The sequence below is a fragment of the Altererythrobacter sp. TH136 genome (assembly GCF_007065885.1).
Classification (GTDB): domain Bacteria; phylum Pseudomonadota; class Alphaproteobacteria; order Sphingomonadales; family Sphingomonadaceae; genus Tsuneonella.
The window spans coordinates 2100891-2121127 of sequence record NZ_CP041409.1 but is presented as its reverse complement, the minus strand read 5'-3'; the positions used below and the strand labels follow the sequence as shown (position 1 = coordinate 2121127).

The following is a 20237-nucleotide window of genomic DNA, read 5'->3' as shown; positions in this document are numbered from 1 at the left end:
CGTCGGCCCCGGCGCGCCAGACCTGGCGAAAATCCGCCCCGAAACGTGCGATCAGCTCAGGCGAAAGCGCCGTATCAATTGCACTTAACCTGGCGGCGATCGGCGTCGTACTGGCTCTTCAACCGGCCGCTGGCGACCGCGGGATAGGTTTCGCTGAACTCCGCGAGCGCGATGCAGGCGCGCTTGGTGTCCTTCATCGCGATCATGCTTTCCGCCAGGTACAGCAGGCTGTCGGGTGCGCGCGCGCCCTGCTTGTCGGACTGGTAATTCTTGAGGAACCAGGGCGCCGCTTCCGCCGCCTTGCCGCCATCGAGGTAGGCCCGGCCCAGCAAGTTGCGGCCATAGCTGATCTGCGCGTGGCGCGGATACTTCTCGACGTACAGCGTCAGCTGTTGCTGCGCTTCGGGATAGAACTTGGCCTCCCACAGGCGGAAGCCGTAATCGTATTCGTCCTTGCCGGCATCGTCGGTTTGCGGCTTGGGGATCGCCTGCACCGCCGCGAGGCGCTGCGCGGTTGGGCCAGTCGGCGCCGCCGCCGGCGGGGGCGTGGCCGCGGCGGGCCTTTGGGCGGGTGTGACCACTGTGGAGGCGGGTTGGCTGACTGCCGCGATCGGCGGATTGGCCGCAGTCGCCGCCGTGCTGGTCACTTCCAGCGCGCCCAGCCGGGTGCCCAGCTGAGCGATGGCATTGGTGTTCTCTTCGGTCTGCGAGGTCAGCCGGGCGATCTGCCCTTCCAGCGCATCGAGCCGGGCGAGGATATCGGTGACCGCGGTAGTCGAGGGCCGCCCGGCGACCGCGCCCGCCGGTTGCGCGGCCGTGATCTCCGGTTCGAAATACTTGCCGTCCGAACCCGGGAACACCTTGCGCTGCAATGCGCGAATTTCCGTTTCCGCCTTACGCAGCCGCGCATCGGTCGAAGAATCCTGCGCAGACGCCGGCAACGCGCCCAGGCCCAGCGCCACGATCGCCAACGGCGCCGCGAAGGCGCGGTTCAACTTGATCCCCATCGATACTTTCCCGTCCAAATCTTGTCCCGAGCACCAGTGTCGCCTTCTGTGGGCGAACCGCCGATGAACCGGATGGTTAATGCCTAGGTCCCGGTCGGTCCAGCCGCGGGCGCCGCCGCCGGGGCCGCTTGTCCCCGTGCAAGGAGCGCCTGCGCCGTCACCGGCACGTCGCGGATGATGCCCTCGCTCTCAGCCAGCTTGGGCACGGGCTTGCCGCCGACGGTAATCGCCAGCGCGTCGGGCCGCCCGGTCCACACCTGTGGCCCGGTCGCTTCGGCCGGCACGGTATAGCGTTCGCCGCGCGCCATCTGCTTCTGCATCAGCTGTGCGCCGGTGCCGTCATAGAACTTGACCCACACGCCGTCCTCCAGCGCGGTGAACACCACCGGCCCCGCCGGACGGGCGGCACCCGCGCCCGGACGAGCCGCGGCCGGCGGAATCGCCTTGGCGTTCTGGGCGGCGAGCCGCTCTTCCTCCAGCAGCGAACCCGGTCCCGAACCCGGAGCCAGCACGCGGTTATAGAACATCACCCCGCCCACCAGCAGCAGGATCAGCGCAACCAGGCTGAACAGCGCCAGCCCGCGCGATGGAATGCGCGCCGGGTCGCCGGGTTCGAAAGAGGCGGCGCGATAACGGTCACCGCCGTGGCTGCGGGCAAGCTCTGCGCGCACTTCCTCGACCACCGCACGCTGGTCGAGGCCGACCGCCTTCGCGTAGGTGCGGGCAAAGCCGGTGGCATAGGTCTTGGCGGGAAGTCCGGCGAACTCGCCCTTCTCGATCAGGGCGAGGTGGCGCGCGGGAATGCGCGTTTCGGCCGACAGCTGCGCCAGGGTCAGGCCTTGCTGCTCGCGCGCCATGCGCAGGCGATCGCCCACGCCGTGCAGCGGCAGCTGTCCGTCAGGCGGACTTGTTTCCTCGTTCATCTGGCGTCCCGAACTATCGATCCACGCCCCCCCCTCCTCTTGAGACGGCAGAGCCGCGGTATGTCAAGGTTGGCCGCTGCCAGACTGTTGATCGCGCACGACGAAGCGCCGCCCCTGCGCGGCGAAGTCAGTCGGTGTCGATCCCGTTCGCTTCCGCCCAGGCCTGCAGTTCGGCGCGGATGCTGGCGGTGGGGGATGCGAGCAGCCGTTTCATCGTCTCCTCGATCTGTGGCAGGTCGACCTTGCGGATCAGTTCCTTGATCGGACCCACCGCAACCGGCGTGATCGAGAACCGGCGGAACCCGAGGCCGAGCAGGGCCAGCGCTTCCAGCCGGCGCCCACCCATTTCGCCGCAGATGCCGAGGTCCACCCCGCTGCCCACCGTGCCCTGCGTCAGCCGCGCCAGAAAGCGCAGGATCGCGGGGCTGAGCCAGTCGTACCGTTCGGCCAGCTTGGGATTGGCGCGGTCGGCGGCGAACAGGAACTGGGTCAGGTCGTTGGTGCCGACCGACAGGAAGCTGACCTTGGGCAGCAACTGGTCAAGCACTTCGGCCAGCGCCGGCACTTCCAGCATCGCGCCATAACGGATCGCCTCGGGCAGCGGCTTCTTGCGCGCTTTCAGAAAGGCGAGCTGCCCATCGAACACCGCCTTGGCCGCGTCGAACTCCCATGGCTCCGACACCATCGGAAACATGACATAGAGCTTTCGGCCCGCGGCAGCCTCCAGCAGCGAGCGCGCCTGTGCTTTCAGCAGCCCTTCGCGTTCGAGCGCCAGTCGCAGCGCACGCCAGCCCATCGCCGGGTTCTCGTCATGCTCGCTGGTCACGGAATCGAGGTACGGCACCGCCTTGTCACCGCCGATGTCGACTGTGCGGAAGATCACCGGCTTGTCGCCCGCCGCTTCCAGCACGTCGCGGTACAGGCGGGTCTGCCGCTCGCGCGCCGGCAGCGTGGCGGACACCAGGAACTGGAACTCGGTGCGGAACAGCCCGATCCCGTCCGCGCCGACCAGCGGCAGCGCGGCGAGGTCATCGCGCAGTCCGGCGTTCATCATCACCTGGATGCGCGTGCCGTCGCGAGTGAACGGCTCGATATCGCGCATCTCGGCATAGGCCGCCTGCCGCTGGCGACTTTGCGCGAAGCGTTCGGCAAACAGGTCTGCGGTCTGCTGGACGGGGCGGACGTGGGCAATGCCCTTGTCCGCATCGACCAGAATCTCGTCACCTTCGCGCACGATCCCGCGCAAGCCCCGGACCCGGCCGATCACGGGCACGCCCATCGCCCGCGCGACGATCACCACGTGCGCCGTCAGCGAACCTTCTTCGAGGATCACGCCCTTCAGCCGGCGCCGGTCGTATTCCAGCAGCTCGGCCGGCCCCAGGTTGCGGGCGATCAGGATGGTATCCCGCTTCAGCCCTTGCGTCGCCGCGGTGCCAAGCTGGCCCGAGACGATCCGCAGCAGCCGGTTCGACAGGTCTTCCAGATCGTGCATCCGGTCCGCCAGCAGCGGATCGTCGATCTCGCGCATCCGCATCCGGGTGCGCTGCTGCACCCGCTCGATTGCCGCCTCGGCGGTCAGGCCGGCGTCGATCGCCTCGTTGATCCGGCGCCCCCAACCTTCGTCGTAGGCGAACATCTTGTAGGTCTGGAGGATATCGACATGCTCGCCGCCCACGCCGAATTCGGCCTGGCTCGCCATCGTGTCGATCTGGTCGCGCATCTTGTCGAACGCGAGGTAGACCCGCTGGCGCTCCGCCTCGGTATCCTCGGCCACGACATGGTCGATATGGACGCGCGGCTGGTGATAGACCGCGGACCCGCCCGCGATCCCTTTGACCAGCGTCAGTCCCTGGAGCATCACCGGACCGCTCGCCGCCGCGCCCAGGGCAGCGGTCTCGTCGTCGACCAGGCCGGCGTGCGCGATCAGTTCCGACAGCACCATCGCCACGGTCTGCAGGGTCTCGATCTCGATATCTTCGTAGCGGCGCGGATCGGCATGCTGTACGCACAGGCTGCCAATCGCCCGTTCGCGATAGACGATCGGCACACCGGCGAATGAATGGAATTTTTCTTCGCCGGTTTCCGGCCGGTAGGCGAAGTCAGGGTGCGCGGCTGCTTCGGCCAGGTTCAGCGTTTCGCTGCGTTCGGCGATGATGCCGTTCAGGCCTTCGCCGATCGCCAGCTGGGTCACGTGCACCGCGCTTTGTTCCAGCCCGCGAGTGGCGAACAGTTCCAGCATCCCTTCGCGCAGCAGGTAGATCGAGCAGACCTCGCTATCGAGGACTTCGCCGATCACTTCGACGACGCGGTCGAGCTTGGCCTGCGGGTGCAGGCGCGATGCCATGACCTCGTGCAACTGGGTGAGGATCTGGCGGGCGGCGGCGGCGGCTGACATGCGTGTCCGGGCCTAGCCTATCCGGGCGCCCAAGGGAAACGGCCATCGCGCGGCCAAAGTTCGGTTGATACCCGACGAACACTGAACGCGGCCGCGCGCCCCGGCCGCCGCGATGACCACTCAAGCGCCTGCGGGAATGCCACGCGGGAAAAATGGCGCGCGCGGCCGCCCACTCGCTGGCAGCCGGCGCGCGCCATCCCCTCCCGCAGCTTCAGCCGCTAATCGGAAATCGTCTGTCGGCGCGAGGTCAGAGAGCGGTAAGCTCCTGCTTGATCCGGAGCTTGGCGCGCTTCAGTTGCTGGATCGTCCCTGCGTCCGGCGACGGCCGGCCCATTTCTTCGCGCAGCCGGGCTTCGATGCCGGCGTGCTTGGACTGGAGTGCAGTGGAATGGGACGAAGACAGCATGCGTGTTCTCCTGGTTGCGGACCACACCCCTGCAAGGGGGGGCGGACCTTCTTCAAGGCGACTCGTGCCCGCGCAGGCACCAGCCGCGCTGAGAGGATAGGACCACACGAATGAGGCCTTGCGAAGACCTGCCAGTCGCCTAATCGACGAGCCGCCGATTATCGCGCGATGAGCCGATGACGCATCGCGCGGGTGAGGGACGAGGGACGGTTGACCGAACAGGAACTGACCAAGCTGCTGGCTGCCTTGCGCACCGAACATCGCGACCTCGACGCCGCGATCGATGCGCTCAGCGGCACCGGATCGACCGATCAGTTGCAGATCGCGCGGCTGAAGAAACGCAAGCTGCGCCTTAAGGACCAGATCGCGGTGGTGGAGGACCAGCTGCTCCCTGACATCATCGCCTGAGAACGGGGTAAAGTGAATCCCGGGTAAAACTGTCCCATCCCGGCACGGACTGAAATTGGCGCGGGATTGTTAGGTTAGCGTTGTGGCGGCGCCGAGTCGCGAGGCGTAGCGGGGGTTGGCAATGACTGTTCCCGCCGACCTCAGCCGACCCATCATCGAGGCGCTTTATTGCGAGGCGCTGGTGCTTGCCGACGAAGTGCGCGCCGCGTTCGACCTGGCGCCGCGGCGGTGCGAGCAGGAGGATCTGGTCCGCATCGCCCTGTCGTGCGAGGGGCTGCGCACCACCACCCGGATGATGCATGTGCTCGCCTGGCTGCTCAATCACCGCGCGTATTTCGCCGGCGAACTGTCGGACTTCCAGCTCCGCCGCCACGGCGTTCTGCCGCCCGACCGCCCCGCCGATCCCGACCAGCTCGCGCTGCTGGAACCGGCGACGTGCGCGCTGATCCGCGAGACCGAAGCGCTGCACGGGCGCATCGCGCGGCTGGATAGCGCCTGGCGCGAACGGTTCGTGGTGGCGCCGGCGGTGCTCGGGCAGCGCGAACGGCTCGGCCGGGCGCTCGGATCGCTGTGAGCATGGCGCTCTAGATCGCGGCCAACGCGCGGCCCCACCGCTCCAGCCGCTCCCCGCGCACCGATCGATCCATCGCCGGAGTGAATTCTCGCACCGCGCCGCGCATGGCCTGCGCCGCTTCGTCCAGCGAGCCGAACAGCCCCGCACCGGTTGCCGCGAGCACGCCTGCGCCCAGCGCGGTCGTTTCCACCATGTCGGGCCGCTCGACGGTCAGATCGAGCATGTCGGCCAGATCCTGTGCCATCCAGTCGTTGGCGCTCATCCCGCCATCGATCCTGAGCCGTTTCCAGGCCGCCCCATCAGCGGCGAACGCGCGGGCGAGATCGTGCGTCTGGTGGGCCATCGCCTCCAGCGCGGAGCGGGCGATCTGCGCCCTGCCGCTGGCGAACGACAGCCCGGCGATCACTCCCCTTGCGTCCGCCCGCCAGTGCGGCGCGCCCAGCCCGGCCAGTGCCGGCACGATCGTCACCCCGCCGCTATCCGCGACCGATCGCGCCAGCGCCTCCGTTTCGGATGCACTGCTGATCAACCCCAGGCTGTCGCGCAGCCACTGGATCAAGCTGCCCGCGACGAACACCGAACCTTCCAGAGCGTAAGTTCGCCTGCCGCCGTGCTGCATCAGCACGGTCCCGAGCAGGCGGTGGGACGATCGCGGAACGTTCTCCCCCATATTGGTGAGAACGAACGCACCGGTGCCATACGTCGCCTTGGTCTCGCCATGCGCGAAGCAGCCTTGCCCGACCGTTGCGGCCTGCTGGTCACCGGCCAGCCCGGTGATCGGGATCGGCCGCCCGAGCAGCGCGGTCTCCGCCACCTGGCCATGGGTGTCGACGACCTGCGGCAAGGCACCGCGCGGCACGCCGAACAGCTCGCACAGCCCCTCGTCGAACTGCGCCTCGTCGAGCGGCAACAGCAACGTCCGGCTGGCGTTGGCCGCGTCAGTGACGTGCAGACCGCCCGAGAGCTTCCACACCAGCCAGCTTTCCACCGTCCCCAGCGCCAGCCGCCCCGCCTCGGCAGCGCTGCGCACTTGCCCGTCGTGGTCCAACATCCAGCGCATCTTGGTGGCCGAGAAATAGGGGTCGAGCAGCAGCCCGGTCCGCCGCTGGACCGCATCTTCGTGACCCTGCTCGCGCAGGGCGGCGCAGACGTCGGCGGTGCGCCGGTCCTGCCACACGATCGCACGCGCCAGCGGCTCCCCGCTCTGCCGGTCCCAGGCGACCACCGTCTCGCGCTGGTTGGTGATGCCGATGGCGGCGATCCGCTCAGCTCCGATCCGAGCCGCCACCTGCTGCGCGCAGGCCAGCGTGGCGCGCCAGATCTCCTGCGCGTCGTGCTCCACCCAGCCGGGCTGCGGATAGTGCTGCGTCAGCGGCGCCTGCGCGACCTCCGCCACCCGGCCCGCCCGGTCGAACGCGATCGCCCGCGTTGAGGTGGTGCCGGAATCGAGAACCAGGACGTGATCGGACATAAGCGTGACATGCGGCATGCGGCGCTCCATATGCAAGCGCATGGCAGGACCGCCCCCCAAACCCTGGCCGACCGGCCTGACCGAGCAGGTTGAACCACTTGTGCGCCGAGTTCTGGCGCCCAATCCCTCTCCCTATACGTACACCGGCACGCAGACGTACCTCGTCGGCACCGGTGAGCGGATCGCGGTGATCGATCCCGGCCCTGACGATCCGGCGCATGTCACAGCGCTGCTCGCCGCGATCGGTGAGGCGAGCGTTGCGGCGATCATGTGCACTCACACCCACCGCGACCACTCGCCCGCATCCCGCCCTCTCGCCGCCGCGACCGGCGCGCCGATCGTCGGATGCGCGCCGCTGGTGCTCGACGACAGCGGCCCCCGCGCCGACGCCTCGTTCGACCGCGACTATGCACCCGACCGCGTGATGGAGCACGGCGAGGCGATGACCGGACCCGACTGGACGCTGCGGGCGGTGCATACCCCCGGCCACACCTCCAACCACCTGTGCTTCGCGCTGGAGGAATCGGCCGCGCTGTTCACCGGCGATCATGTGATGGGCTGGTCAACCAGCGTCGTGGTCCCGCCGGACGGCGACATGGGCCAGTACATGGCCAGCCTGGACCATCTCCAGGCGCGGGAAGACCGGGTCTACTACCCCGCCCATGGCCCGCAAATCGACAACCCGCGTCAGCTCGTCCGCGGCATGATCGGCCACCGCCGCCAGCGCGAGAACCAGATCGTCCGCCTGCTGACCAACGAAGGTCCGATGCGCGCAGGCGATTTCGTGCCGTTGATGTACAAGGGGCTGGACCCGCGCCTTGTGGGAGCGGCGGAAATGAGCGTGACTGCGCACCTCGTCGATCTGGAACGCCGCGGCATGGTCGCCCGTTCAGACGATACATGGACCGCCCAGTAAGCACCCCCACTCGTTCCGGCGACGGACCCGTCGTACCCGCGCCTGCAACTCACCAACCGTCGCTCGCCCGCATCCAGGCGGTGCCGTGGCTGATCGTCGTTGCGTTGATTGCAGCGGTGGCCTGGCTCAGCTGGCGGGCATTCTTTTATAATGCAGAAGGCGATCCGGTCGGCAGCGCGATGCTGGCGTTCGAGAAGCAGAACTCGCTCAACGTATTCTCCAGCCGGTTCGAGATCGTGGCCGAGAGCCAGAACGCGCAAGGCGTGTTCGGCATCGACCTGCTCAGAAGCCGGCAGGCGACGATCATTCCGGCGACGGTCACCTACCGGCTCGACCTCGGCAACATGGACCGCGATGCATTTGCGTGGGACGCGGCCAGCGAAACCCTCAACGTGGTGCTGCCGCCGCTGCGCATTTCACGCCCCAATCTGGACGAGGCGCAGGCGCGGGTGTTCACCGAGGGCACCTGGGTGACGGCGGGCGCGCAGCGCAACCTGTCGCGCAACAATTCGATGCAGGCGGAGCGCAAGGCGGCGACGTTTGCCAAGAACCCGCAAGTGCTGGGACTGGCCCGCAACGCCGCCAAGGATGCGATCCGCCAGAACCTGGCCATCCCGTTGCAGGTTGCCGGATACCAGAACGCCAAGGTCAGCGTCCGGTTCGAAGGCGAACAGCCCGCAGACTGAATTCTCTCGCGCCCGCAAGTCTGCTATGCCCCGCAACCGGGGACGCAACTTGAGGGAGTTGTGCGATGGCGACTTTGGCACCGGGTGCAGCGCCGCTTACCGCTGAGGCGCGCGAGCGGCGATTCTTTTTCATCATGGCCTGCGCAATGGCCGCGACGATCGTCGCCGGCTTTTCACTCAACATCGCAATGGGCCGCTCTTCGTTCGCGGCTCCGCCCGTGGTGCATGGTCACGGGGTCATCTTCATGGGCTGGCTCGCGCTGTATCTGGCACAGGCTTTCACCATCGCGAGCGGACGCCGCGCGCTGCATATCCGTCTTGGCAAGGTGGCTTACGTCTGGATCCCGCTGATGGTCCTCGCGGGAGGCATCATCATGCTACGGTCGGCCCGAGTGCACGGCGGGCCTCCCTTCTTCGCGCTCAACGAATTTCTGATCAGCAACCTGGCGTTGCTGGTGTGCTTTGCCGGGCTGGCCTTGTGGTCGCTCAGGATCCGGCGCCACAGTGGTTGGCACCGTCGACTGATGCTGGTCGCGGTGGCGGTGCTCACGGGTCCGGGCCTGGGGCGCCTGCTGCCGATGCCATTGATGATCCCGTATGGCTGGACCGCCTCGTTCCTGGCTACCTTGATCTTCCCGGCGATCGCGATGATGGCCGACAGGCGCCGCCATGGCCGGGTGCATCCGGCGTATTGGTGGGGAACGGGCATTTATGCGGGCACCTTCGTGATCTCGATGCTGCTGGCCTTCAGTCCGCTGGGGTATGCGATCACCGAACGGATCGTGGCGGGCACTCCCGGAGCGGAGCGACCGATGCACGCCTTCCTCCCCCCTGGCTTCACGATGTAGCAAGCCGGGAGCCGGGCCGAACTGACCCTTCCTGCATCAGCGAAGCTGCCTCAGCATCGAGCGCGCTGCCGACGGTCAGAAAGTCTACCACCGCCTCCGCCGCGCTCACCCCTGCCATTGCCGCGCGGCGCGCCGCCCCCTATCTCGCGCTCGCGGCGCATCCATTTCGCGCCCCAGCGTCAAGGATTCCGATGACCGACCAGACCCGCATCCCGCTCGCCGGCGACGACCTGCTCAACGAGATCGACCGTCTGCGCAAGGAACGCAACGCGGTGATCCTGGCGCATTATTATCAGACGCCCGCGATCCAGGACATCGCCGACTTCGTCGGGGATTCGCTTGAATTGTCGCGCAAGGCGGCGGAGACCGACGCTGACGTGATCGCGTTCTGCGGGGTCAAGTTCATGGCCGACACGGCTAAGATCCTGTCCCCGCAAAAGATCGTCGTCCTGCCCGACATGGATGCAGGGTGCAGCCTGGAAGATTCGTGCCCGCCCGAGAAGTTCAAGGCGTTCCGCGAGGCGCACCCCGACCACATCGCGCTGACTTACATCAACTCGTCGATCGAGGTGAAGGCGCTGTCGGACGTAATCGTCACCAGCTCGTCGGCGGAAACCATTATTAGCCAGATCCCGCCCGAACAGAAGATCATCTTCGGGCCCGACCGGCATCTGGGCGGCTACCTGTCGCGCAAGTTCGGGCGCGAGATGCTGCTGTGGCCGGGCGTGTGCATCGTGCACGAAGCGTTCAGCGAGACCGAGCTGTTGAAGCTCAAGGCGCAGCACCCCGGCGCGCCGGTCGCCGCGCACCCCGAATGCCCGCCAACGATCGTGGAGCACGCGGATTACGTCGGCTCGACCAGCGGCATCCTGCAATTCGCCAAGACGTTTCCCGGCGACACGCTGATCGTCGCGACCGAGCCGCACATCATCCACCAGATGGAGCTAGCGCTGCCGGAAAAGAACTTCATCGGCGCTCCGGGCGCGGACGGCAACTGCAGCTGCAACATCTGCCCGTACATGGCCCTGAACACGATGGAGAAGCTCTACGCCGCGCTGCGTGATCTGGAGCCGCGGATCGAGATCGAGGAAGGCTTGCGGTTGGATGCGAAGCGCAGCCTCGACCGGATGCTTGAAATGGCGAGCGGCACGATCGGTCTGGGCGACCTCGGCGCGCGCTAGGCCCGGGCGCGAGGGGCTCCGCCGGGGGCCTTGGCGCGGGCGAGGACCAACGCCGCGCTGACCAGTGCCATGCCCGCAAGGTCAAGCGCGCCGAGCGTTTCGCCGAACGCCAGCCAGCCGACAACCGCAGCCAGCGCCGGTTGGGTCAGCAAGGCCATCCCGATGATCAGCGGGGAGAAATGCTTGAGGGCGAAGACCAGCAGCCCCTGTCCCACGATCTGGCTGCTGATCGCCAGCGCGACGACCGGAAGCCACCCCGCCCCGCCGGGCAGCACCGGCTCCCCCCGGACCAGTGCGATCAGAAGCAGCGGCGGCGCGGCAGCGGCGCACACCAGCGCCAGCACGCTCCACTGCCCCAGCGTCTCTCGCGCGCGCTGCGCCGGGACCAGGTAGAACACGTAGAACACGCCCGCGAGCAGGCACAGGAGATCGCCGATAAGCGAAGTCGTCGAGATTTCCAGGCTGCGGCCCAGCAGAATGGCCGCCCCGCCAAACGCCGCGGCCAGCGCCAGTATCTCCGGCCGGCTCGGCGCCCGCCGCAGCGCGATCACGCCCCAGATCACCAGCAGCAGGCTGCCCGCGTTGCCGAACAGCGTCGCGTTGCCCAACCGGGTCTGCTCGATCCCGATATGCCAGCTGGCCAGATCGGCCGCGAAGAATGCGCCCGCCGCCAGCAGCAGCCACACGGTGCGGGCGCTGGCGGTCCACGTCGCCCGCTCCCGCCACGCGAGCCAGGCGAACAGCGGCAACGGCAACAGCATCCGCCAGAACCCCGCCGCCACCGGCCCGGTGTCGGTGAGGCGGACCAGCCATGGCCCAAGCGCCAGCGCGGCATTGCCGCCGATCAGCGCGGCCAAGTGCCACGCGCCGGCACGATACTCTTTCTTGTCTGCCGGGTCGGTTGCGCTGCTCACGCGCGCCCCCTAGCTCGGTTGCGAAACGAAACCAGCGAAAAGGATCGCCATCGATGCACGAAGCCCTGTTCCAGCCGATCGATCTGGGAGCAATCCGCGCCAGCAACCGGATATTGATGGCGCCGCTCACCCGCGGTCGATCCAGCCAGCCGGGCTCGGTGCCCAACGACATGATGCTGGAATACTATCGCCAGCGCGCCGGCGCCGGCCTGATCATCAGCGAAGCGACCGGCATCAGCGTCGAAGGGTCGGGCTGGCCCGCCGCTCCGGGCATCTGGAGCGACGAACAGGTCGCCGGCTGGCAGCCGATCACCCAGGCAGTCCACGATGCCGGGGGCAAGATCGTGCTTCAGCTGTGGCATATGGGCCGACTGGTGCACCCGGATTTCCTCGGCGGCAACCCGCCGGTCTCCGCCAGCGCGACGTGCGCGCCGGGCCACGCCCACACGCCCACCGGCCGGCAGGACTACCAGCCCGCGCGTGAGTTGACCAAGGACGAGATCGCCCGCGTCGTTGCCGACTATCGCAAGGCGGGGGAGAACGCGAAGGCCGCCGGATTCGATGGCGTCCAACTCCACGGCGCGAACGGCTATCTGGTGGATCAATTCCTGCGCGATGCAACCAACCTGCGGACCGACGAATACGGCGGGAGCGCCGAAAACCGCACCCGCTTCCTGCGCGAAGTGCTCTCAGCGCTGGTCGATGTCTGGGGCGCTGATCGGGTCAGCGTGCGACTGTCACCAAACGGAGAGACGCAGGGGTGCGACGACAGTGATCCGGCAACCACCTTCGGCGCGGCGGCGCAGGTCTGCCAGGACCTGAAGCTCGGCTTCGTGGAACTGCGTCAGCCGGGGCCAGAGGGCACCTTTGGCCAGACCGACGTGCCGCAGCAGGATGGCGTGATCCGCGCGATCTATTCCGGGCCGCTGGTGCTCAACAGCGACTATACGGCCGAGAGCGCAGAAGCGGACGTGAAGAGCGGCCGCGCTGACGCGATCGCCTTTGGCCGGCCCTACATCTCCAACCCCGACCTGGCCGAACGCATCCGCGCGGGCGCGGAATGGGCGCCGAATGTCAACGTGCCCGCTAGCTGGTACCTACCTGGCCCGGCTGGCTACATCGACTACCCGGCGATGGAACAGCAACCGGCGGCGGTCGCCGACTGAGACTCAGTCCGCTTCGGCCGGCGCTGCGGCTGGAGCGGTTTCCGACGTAGACGGCGATGATGACGGGGCGGGGGCTTTCTCCTCCTCGTCGTCGTCGTCGTCCGCCGCTTCGGATGGACCAGCCCCGCTGTCGTCCGCAGCGCTCTCGCGCAGGGGCGGGCTTTGCGACCGCACCGTGTCGAGCGGCAACATGGAGTCGCTGATCGACCCGCCGAGCACTTCGCCCGCGGCGGTCTTGCGTTCGGGCTCGTCACTCTTTTGATCGCCGCAAGCGGAAAGCATCGTGAGTGCCAGCAGGGAAAGGGACAGGCGGCTCGGCAACATCAACGGTTCTCGCACGGCTTCAGCGCGGCAAGGAAATCGCCGGCGCGGGCGAGCAATGCCGCATCGAAGGCCTCGGGCGCAAGATCGATGCCGAGCCTCGCCAAGCTCGTGACGCCGAATTCGGCGATCCCGCAAGGGACGATCCCGCCGAAGTGGGCAAGGTCAGGCGCCAGGTTGACCGAGAAACCGTGCATGGTGACCCATCGCCGCACGCGCACCCCGATCGCCCCGATCTTCGCTTCGGAGCCGTCAACGTCGCGGGTCCAGATGCCGACCCGGCCCGGAGCGCGCCAGGTCTCAAGCCCGACATCGCGGAGGGCGTCGATAACCCAGCCCTCCAGCGCGTGGACGTACGCCCGCACGTCCCGTCCGCGCTGGCCAAGATCGAGCAGGACATAGCCGACCCGCTGACCCGGCCCGTGATAGGTGTAGCGCCCTCCGCGGCCCGCCTCGACCACCTCGAACCGGGGATCGAGCAGTTCGTCGCCAGCGGCGCTCGTCCCCGCGGTGTAGACCGGCGGATGCTCGAGCAACCACACCAACTCGCGCGCGCCTCCAGCGGCAATCGCACGGTTGCGTTCATCCATCTCCGCCAGCGCATCGCGATAGGGTACGCGCGCGGCCGATGTGCGCCATTCGATATCAGCTGCGAGTCCTGTGGACATCATCGTTGCGTGGGGCGGTGCGCGCCGGTTATCAAGACCTTCAACGGCGCGCAGGAGAGATAGCCCGATGAAATTCGACATGAGCGCCGCGTGGAACGAGGCGTTGCGCCTGATCTCGGCCAACCGGCAGGTGATCACGATCGTCGCGGGGGTGTTTTTCTTTCTGCCCTACCTTGCGTTCATGCTGCTGTTCATGAACCAGATGAACGCGCTGGAGGCCGCGCAGGCATCCAACCCGGATCCCGAAGCGATGGGCGCGGCGATGATGACCTTCTACGGCGATGTCTGGTGGGTCATTCTGTTGTTCATGGTGATCCAGGGGGTCGGCATGCTGGGTCTGCTGACCCTGCTGACCGACCGCAGCCGGCCTACGGTCGGTGCCGCGCTGGCGAGCGGGGCGCGGCTGTTCCTCCCCTACTTCGGCGCGCAATTGCTGATGGGCGTGGTGTTCGGATTGCTGTTGCTGGTGCCGATTGCGGTCGGTGCGGGCGCTTCCGCCGCCGCCGGCGTCGTGCTTGGCATCGCCGCGGTGATCGCGTTCGTTTACCTGTTCGTCAAATTCCTCCTGACCCCGGCGGTCATCGCGATCGAGCGGCAGGCCAATCCGATCAGCGCCCTCAGTCGTTCCTGGCAACTGACCAAGGGTAATTCGCTCAGGATATTCCTGTTCATCTTCCTGCTGTTCGTCGCCGTGATGATCGTCGGCGGCGTGTTCAGCATGATATTGGGCCTGCTGTTTGCGCTCGCTGGCGCAGAGGCCGCGGTGATCGGACAGGCGCTCGTATCCGGCCTGGTCAACGCCGTGTTCTACGTCATCTTCCTGGGCGTGATCGCCGCGATCTATCGCCAGCTCGCCGGCACGTCCGGCGAAGCGGTGCACGAAACCTTCGACTGAATGGTCAGTCCTTCCAGCCCCAGAACAGGCGACAGGGAAGAACGTTCAAGGGTTCGAACCCGCTGTCGATATGGCGAAAATGCTTCGCCATGAAATCGCGCGCGGCGGCGCTGAACTGGTAGACCAGAAAGGCGCCGCCCGGACGCAGGATGCGGTGCGTCGCCGCCGCGATCGCCGGGCCAATGCCATCCGGCAGGGTCGAAAACGGCAGACCCGAAAGCACATAGTCGGCGTGATCGAACCCGTGCGCGCGCACGATTTCCTCCACGTCCGATGCGCTGCCCAGCACCGCCTTGAAGCGTCCGTCGGTGATCGTCCGCTTCAAATAGTCGATGTACAGCGGGTTGGTATCGATCACGATCAGGGTGCCGTCGCGCCGCATCCGTTCGAGCACCGGTCGGCAGAAGGTGCCGACACCGGGCCCGTACTCGACGAACACCTGGCACTCGTCCCATTTGACCGGGGCCAGCATCTTGGCGATCGTGAAGCCTGATGACGGGATGATCGAGCCGACCATCTTGGGATGTTCGACGAACCCCCGAAAGAACACGCCCCACTGGCCGAAGAAACGCGTCGCGCGCTGGCCGAAGCTTTCTTGGCGGCGAATTGCCAACTCATTGGGAGGGGTCAAAGCTTGCGCGCCCTGTCTACGCCCCACCGGGGGGCCGAATTCAAGCGCGCGCCACTGACAGTTTAGCAGGCGCATTGCAAGCGCTGCGGACGAACGCTAGCCCCGCTAAGATGAGCGAGCGCGACCCTGACCTCCACGCCGCGGCTGCCGAAGCCGACGCGGTGCGCAAACCCATCTCGAGGGAGCGCATGGCGCTGCTGTTCATGGTCATGCTGGTGACCGCCGCGGGCAACACGGCGATGCAATCGGTGATGCCGTCGATCGGCACCGAACTGGGTGTGGCGGACGTGTGGATCAGCCTCGCCTATACCTGGTCCGCCCTGTTGTGGGTCGTGTGCGCGCCGGTATGGGCCCGCCGATCCGATCGGCGTGGCCGAAAAGCGATGATGGCGCTCGGCCTGATCGGCTTCATTTCCAGCTTTGCCTTGTGCGGCGTCATCCTGTGGTTCGGGCTGTCCGGCCTGCTGCCCGCGCTGTGGACCTTGTTGCTGTTCGCTGCGGCGCGCAGCCTCTACGGCGGGTTCGGCTCTGCTGCTCCTCCGGCCGTACAAGCCTATGTGGCCAGCCGTACGCCGCGTGCGGAGCGGACGCAGGCGATGGCGCTGATCGCGTCGAGCTTTGGCCTAGGCACCGTCATCGGCCCGGCGCTGGCGCCGCTGCTGGTGTTTCCGGCCACCGGTCTGCCGGGCCCGTTCTTTGCCTTTGCCCTGCTCGCGCTGGTGGTGCTGGTCGCCTTGCGCGTGACCCTCCCCAATGACGACCCGATGTTTCCCGCCCGCAGCCAGGTGGTCGGCGCTCCCTATGGGTCCAATTCCAATCCCCGTCCGCAGGAGGCTGACGAGGACAGCCTGGCCGGCACCGCGGATCAGTCGGCCATCCCCAACCTGTCTTGGCGCGATCCCCGGCTGCGGCCCTGGCTCGTGGCGGGCCTAGTCGGCGGGCACGCGCAGGCCGCATTCCTTGGCATCGTGGGCTTCTTCATCCTCGACCGCTTAGGCCTGCGGGACACTCCAGCTGCAGGTACCGGCTCGATCGGGCTGGTGCTGATGTGCGGCGCGATCGCGACGTTGCTGGCCCAGTGGGGCCTGATTCCGATGCTCAAGCTCGGCCCGCGCAGTTCTACCTTATGGGGAATGGCGCTGTCGATCGTCGGCATCCTGGTGTTCGCGTTGTCCGCCAACCTCCATTCGATAGCGCTGGGCATGGCGATCGCCTCGCTCGGGTTTGGTCTCTACCGTCCGGGTTTCACGGCAGGCGCCTCGCTAGCGGTGACCCGGGCGGAGCAAGGACAGATCGGAGGCATCGTCGCCTCCGTCAACGGCGCCGCATATGTGATCGCGGCGCCGCTGGGGGTGTGGCTATACGGCCACCACGCATGGATCGGCTTCTTCGCGATCTGCGCGATGTGCGCCGTGGTGTTCGTCGTCGGGTGGAGATCGCTCGCAAACGACGAGGTGCTCGAAGCACCCCGCTAGAGGATTTCCTCGATCGTCTCGGGAGGACGGCACAGCCGCACGCCCTTGTCTGTTTCGACCAGCGGGCGTTCGATCAGCCGCGGCTCGGCGACCATGGCGTCCAGCACGGTGTCATCGTCGGCGGATAGCAGTCCGCGCTCCTCCGCATCGGTCTTGAACGTGCGCACGCCCTCGCGCGGCGCCATGCCGGCGCTGCGGTAAAGCTGTGCGAGCTTCTCGCGTGTTGGCGGATTCTTGAGATACTCGACTACTTCGAGGTCCACCCCCTCACGCGCCTGCAGGATCGCGAGGGTCGCGCGCGATTTGCCGCACTCCGGGTTGTGCCAAATGGTTGCTTTCACCGCATTCCTCCAACGGGCATTATGGCAAGGTCAGTAACGCGCGACCAGCGTCACCAGCGCCTGACGACCGTCCGCCGGTACTGCGAAATGCGGGTTGCGCAGTTTCACGAAATAGCGCTCGTCGGTCACGTTGTTGAGGTTCACGCGGACGGAGAACTGGTCGCTGATCTGAAATTGCGCATGCGCATCGAACCGCAGATAACCGCCCGCAGAGATCAGGTTCGCCGGATCAGCGTAACGCCGCGAAGCGCCATAAGCACCGCCGCCGATGCTCAGTTGCGGGGTCGCTTGCCAGGCGATCGTCGCCGCCAGATTGTGCTTGGGGGTTTGCGGCAAGGTATTGCCAGCGTTCGCGGGCGCGTCGTCAGGCAGCTTTGCGTCGAGATAGGTGTAGCCGACCAGCATGGTAACGGGCCCCGCGCGTCCGCTCGCGCTCAATTCGAAGCCGCGGGTCCGGGCGGCGGCGAACACTTCGGTTACGGTGCCGGTGGGATCGGTCTGCTGGATGTTGCTGCGATCAATCTGGAACAGAGCACCAGCCAGCAGCAGGTTACCCCCAAGCACCTCTGCCTTGGCGCCCGCTTCCCAGCTTTCGGTGCCTTGCGGTCGCTGTAACTCGGTGACCAGGTTCAACGCGTCCTCACCCTCGCCGGCCGACGCGCCCGGGGGAGACTTGGAATTGCCGTAAGATACGTAAAGGCTGGCGTTGGCACTCGGCTTTGCGATCGCGCCAAGCTGGTACGACCAGAAATCGCCGCCACTCGCAGCGCTGAACGGCACGCCGCTGGTGAAGCCCGAGGCGCGCGCGGCGTAGTCCGTCCAGCGAACGCCGCCGCTGAGCAGCAGTTCGGGGATCAAGGTGACGGTATCGAACAGATAGGCGCTTGTGTCCCGGACCGCGGCGGAGCTCACGTTGGGACTGGCCGTGATGGTGCCTGACCACGGATCGCTCGGGTTTGGCGCGAACAGATCGGTGCAGTTGAACGCCGCGATGTCCGCCGGCGTGCACGCGCGGTTTCCGGTTGCGACCACATAGGGCACGTTGGACTGTCTGGTGTCAGTATACTCGACGCCGGCCGCCAGGCTGTGGGTTACACTACCCGTGGCAATTTCGGCGCTCAGGTTCAAGTTGCTGGCGACGCCTTCGGTTCGGGCATTGCGCGACTTGATGTTGCGCCAGACCAGACCGCGAACGACATTGCCGGCGCTGTCGTCGGGGTTGGTGACGATGTAGTTGTTGCGGGTCCAGCTATAGCGGGTGGTGCTGCTGAGCACGACCCCCGGGGCCAGCTCCGCCGATACCTTGCCGGTGACCGCGTCGACCTTGCCGCGTTGGAAGTCGCGGTTGACGAGACCGTAGAAGTTGTCACGGTCCACATCCGCGGGCCGGCGAATATCGGGGTCGGCCGGGTCAGCATTTAACTGACGGCGGGAGGTCAGCGGAATGCCGTAATCGGGCATCCCGTCGGTCTCGAGATGATAATACCCGACCGTCGCGCTGAGCGGTCCGTTCAGGCCGAATGTCACTGACGGGGCAATACCCCAGCGATCATCGAACACGCGATCGCGGCCGGCGACCATGGAGTCGTGATACATGCCGGCCACCCGGATCGCGACTTCGTCACCAAGCTGGCGATTGACGTCGCCCGTCACCCGGATCAGATCCGATGTCCCAGCCGTCACCTGCGCGGTAGACAACGATCCCGCCCGTGCCAGCTTGGTAACGAGGTTGATCGTGCCGCCCGCGCCTCCCCTGCCCGCCATCGGGCCATTCGGCCCCTTGGACACCTCAATGGATTCGATCGCGAACGACTCCCGCTGCTGCGAGCCGGGATCGCGCACCCCATCGACGAAGATGTCGCCGGTCGAATTGACGCCGCGGATTAGCGGCACATCGCCGCTGGATACGCCGCCCTCGCCGGCACCCAGCGTGATCCCGGGGACCGTCCGCAGCGCATCCTCGATCGAGAACGACGCCGTGTTCTGGATCGTCTCTTCGGAGATCACGCTGATCGTCCGCGGGGTGTCGACAAGCGGTGCGGTATTCTTTGGCGAGGACGTCTCGCTCTGTCCCTGTCCGTTCACGACGATCTGCTCGGCGTCTTCAGCAAGTGCCGGAGCACTGGCGATGAAGCCAATGCAGCTCAGCGCCAGGAAGCTGCCGGTCGCGGTGGTCGGAAAGTGCCTCATAAATGTCCCTGTGATTGCTTTGGCCGCGCTGTTGCGCAGACGATGCGATCAGTCAAGGCTAATGAGAATTATTCGCAAGAAGAGTTGCGCTATGGTTAGAGGTCACCCCAGCGACGGAGCAAGTTGTGATAAAGCCCCGTCAATTCGATGACGGCACGGTCGTCCGGGCCGCGCTCGGCTGACAGATCACGGATGGTGCGGTCCAGGCAGTAGAGTTGCTCTCGTTCGCCATCGTCGCGAATCATGCTCTGCAGCCAGAAAAACGCCGCCGTCCGGGCACCACGGGTAACCGGCGTGACCCGGTGCACGCTTGACGCCGGGTAGAGAACCATGTCGCCTGCGGCGAGCTTGACGCGCTGCTCCCCATACAGGCTCTCGATGACAAGTTCCCCGCCCTCGTATGCCTCTGGCGGCTCAAGAAAGAGGGTGCACGACAGGTCGCTGCGGATGCGGAAACCGGATCCGGCATCGACCCGGATGCTGTTATCGATGTGAGCGCCAAACGCCTCGCCGCCCTCGTAGCGATTGAAGAGGGGCGGGAAGACTTTGAGCGGGAGCGCTGCAGCGATGAACTCGGGCGCCCGACCCACGGCGTCCAGGACGATCTGCCCTGCTCTCGCAGCCGCCTTGCTGCCCTGCGGCAACTGGCGATTGCGCTTGGCAACGCTCGATTGGTGCCCCGACGTTTCGTTCCCGTCTACCCACTCCGCGGCGTCAACGATCGCACGCACCTGAGCTACGCCTGCGCCGTCCAGCACACCCTCGATCTTTATCATCATCGCGATCGGATGCTCTAAATGAGATTGACTTGCAATAGCCGG

The 20237-nt window shown here is 66.7% G+C and carries 21 protein-coding genes; 9 read left to right on the top strand and 12 right to left on the bottom strand.

Annotation, left to right across the window (positions count from 1 at the left end; all coding sequences use genetic code 11):
* Positions 1-74: 74 nt before the first annotated feature.
* From C0V74_RS10270 to C0V74_RS10255, 4 genes are all read right to left on the bottom strand, one after another.
* Positions 75-1007, bottom strand: a complete 933-nt coding sequence (locus C0V74_RS10270; protein WP_143251682.1) for a hypothetical protein — start codon at positions 1005-1007, stop codon at positions 75-77.
* 83 nt (positions 1008-1090) lie between these two features.
* A complete protein-coding gene (locus tag C0V74_RS10265; protein WP_143251681.1) occupies positions 1091-1930 on the bottom strand; it encodes a helix-turn-helix domain-containing protein in 840 nt (279 codons plus the stop codon).
* Positions 1931-2057: 127 nt separating this feature from the next.
* Positions 2058-4325 carry a phosphoenolpyruvate--protein phosphotransferase gene (ptsP, locus tag C0V74_RS10260; protein WP_143251680.1) on the bottom strand — a complete coding sequence of 756 codons (2268 nt, stop codon included), beginning with the start codon at positions 4323-4325 and terminating at the stop codon, positions 2058-2060.
* Between the two features lie 247 nt (positions 4326-4572).
* Positions 4573-4731, bottom strand: coding sequence for a DUF465 domain-containing protein (locus C0V74_RS10255; protein ID WP_207912107.1), 159 nt, complete (start codon positions 4729-4731; stop codon positions 4573-4575).
* 210 nt (positions 4732-4941) lie between these two features.
* Between C0V74_RS10255 and C0V74_RS10250 the strand changes: the two genes are divergently transcribed.
* Both C0V74_RS10250 and C0V74_RS10245 read left to right on the top strand, forming a co-directional pair.
* The gene (locus C0V74_RS10250) at positions 4942-5139 is read left to right on the top strand and encodes a DUF465 domain-containing protein (protein WP_131621523.1); all 198 of its coding nucleotides are present in this window, start codon (positions 4942-4944) and stop codon (positions 5137-5139) included.
* A 121-nt stretch (positions 5140-5260) separates the two neighbouring features.
* Positions 5261-5713 (top strand): DUF1465 family protein, encoded by a 453-nt coding sequence (locus C0V74_RS10245; protein ID WP_131621521.1) that lies wholly within the window; start codon positions 5261-5263, stop codon positions 5711-5713.
* A 10-nt stretch (positions 5714-5723) separates the two neighbouring features.
* Here C0V74_RS10245 and glpK read toward each other — a convergent pair whose 3' ends face one another.
* Positions 5724-7184: a glycerol kinase GlpK gene (gene glpK, locus C0V74_RS10240; protein WP_143251679.1), complete on the bottom strand. Its 1461-nt coding sequence runs from the start codon at positions 7182-7184 to the stop codon at positions 5724-5726.
* Between the two features lie 40 nt (positions 7185-7224).
* Here glpK and C0V74_RS10235 point away from each other — a divergent pair, with 40 nt between their 5' ends.
* From C0V74_RS10235 to nadA, 4 genes are all read left to right on the top strand, one after another.
* On the top strand, positions 7225-8100 hold the full coding sequence (locus tag C0V74_RS10235) for an MBL fold metallo-hydrolase (RefSeq protein WP_143251678.1): 876 nt from the start codon (positions 7225-7227) through the stop codon (positions 8098-8100).
* Positions 8085-8786 carry a DUF4230 domain-containing protein gene (locus C0V74_RS10230; protein WP_143251677.1) on the top strand — a complete coding sequence of 234 codons (702 nt, stop codon included), beginning with the start codon at positions 8085-8087 and terminating at the stop codon, positions 8784-8786. Before C0V74_RS10235 ends, C0V74_RS10230 begins: the two co-directional genes overlap by 16 nt.
* Before the next feature lie 65 nt (positions 8787-8851).
* Positions 8852-9634: a hypothetical protein gene (locus tag C0V74_RS10225; protein ID WP_143251676.1), complete on the top strand. Its 783-nt coding sequence runs from the start codon at positions 8852-8854 to the stop codon at positions 9632-9634.
* Positions 9635-9825: 191 nt separating this feature from the next.
* Positions 9826-10815 (top strand): quinolinate synthase NadA, encoded by a 990-nt coding sequence (nadA, locus tag C0V74_RS10220; protein WP_143251675.1) that lies wholly within the window; start codon positions 9826-9828, stop codon positions 10813-10815.
* On the opposite strand, the gene C0V74_RS10215 is transcribed toward nadA, so the two are convergent.
* The gene (locus C0V74_RS10215; protein WP_131621511.1) at positions 10812-11729 is read right to left on the bottom strand and encodes a DMT family transporter; all 918 of its coding nucleotides are present in this window, start codon (positions 11727-11729) and stop codon (positions 10812-10814) included. The genes nadA and C0V74_RS10215 overlap by 4 nt on opposite strands.
* A 53-nt stretch (positions 11730-11782) precedes the next feature.
* Between C0V74_RS10215 and C0V74_RS10210 the strand changes: the two genes are divergently transcribed.
* Complete coding sequence (locus C0V74_RS10210; RefSeq protein ID WP_143251674.1) at positions 11783-12895, top strand: alkene reductase; 1113 nt, start codon at positions 11783-11785, stop codon at positions 12893-12895.
* A gap of 3 nt (positions 12896-12898) precedes the next feature.
* Here C0V74_RS10210 and C0V74_RS10205 read toward each other — a convergent pair whose 3' ends face one another.
* Complete coding sequence (locus C0V74_RS10205; RefSeq protein ID WP_143251673.1) at positions 12899-13219, bottom strand: hypothetical protein; 321 nt, start codon at positions 13217-13219, stop codon at positions 12899-12901.
* Complete coding sequence (lipB, locus tag C0V74_RS10200; RefSeq protein ID WP_143251672.1) at positions 13219-13884, bottom strand: lipoyl(octanoyl) transferase LipB; 666 nt, start codon at positions 13882-13884, stop codon at positions 13219-13221. Before lipB ends, C0V74_RS10205 begins: the two co-directional genes overlap by 1 nt.
* A 67-nt stretch (positions 13885-13951) precedes the next feature.
* On the opposite strand from lipB, the gene C0V74_RS10195 reads away from it, so the two are divergent.
* Entirely contained in the window at positions 13952-14779 is an 828-nt protein-coding gene (locus tag C0V74_RS10195) for a glycerophosphoryl diester phosphodiesterase membrane domain-containing protein (protein WP_143251671.1), read from the top strand.
* Positions 14780-14783: 4 nt separating this feature from the next.
* Here C0V74_RS10195 and C0V74_RS10190 read toward each other — a convergent pair whose 3' ends face one another.
* Positions 14784-15392 carry a methyltransferase gene (locus C0V74_RS10190; RefSeq protein ID WP_131621653.1) on the bottom strand — a complete coding sequence of 203 codons (609 nt, stop codon included), beginning with the start codon at positions 15390-15392 and terminating at the stop codon, positions 14784-14786.
* A gap of 128 nt (positions 15393-15520) precedes the next feature.
* Here C0V74_RS10190 and C0V74_RS10185 point away from each other — a divergent pair, with 128 nt between their 5' ends.
* Positions 15521-16885, top strand: coding sequence for an MFS transporter (locus C0V74_RS10185; protein ID WP_246844835.1), 1365 nt, complete (start codon positions 15521-15523; stop codon positions 16883-16885).
* Here C0V74_RS10185 and arsC read toward each other — a convergent pair.
* The 3 genes from arsC to C0V74_RS10170 all read right to left on the bottom strand — a co-directional run bounded on the left by arsC (position 16882) and on the right by C0V74_RS10170 (position 20195).
* Positions 16882-17226, bottom strand: coding sequence for an arsenate reductase (glutaredoxin) (arsC, locus tag C0V74_RS10180; protein WP_143251670.1), 345 nt, complete (start codon positions 17224-17226; stop codon positions 16882-16884). The two genes, C0V74_RS10185 and arsC, sit on opposite strands and share 4 nt — an antisense overlap.
* 30 nt (positions 17227-17256) lie before the next feature.
* Complete coding sequence (locus C0V74_RS10175; RefSeq protein ID WP_143251669.1) at positions 17257-19416, bottom strand: TonB-dependent receptor; 2160 nt, start codon at positions 19414-19416, stop codon at positions 17257-17259.
* A 95-nt stretch (positions 19417-19511) separates the two neighbouring features.
* The gene (locus C0V74_RS10170; RefSeq protein ID WP_143251668.1) at positions 19512-20195 is read right to left on the bottom strand and encodes a Fe2+-dependent dioxygenase; all 684 of its coding nucleotides are present in this window, start codon (positions 20193-20195) and stop codon (positions 19512-19514) included.
* Positions 20196-20237: the final 42 nt, after the last annotated feature.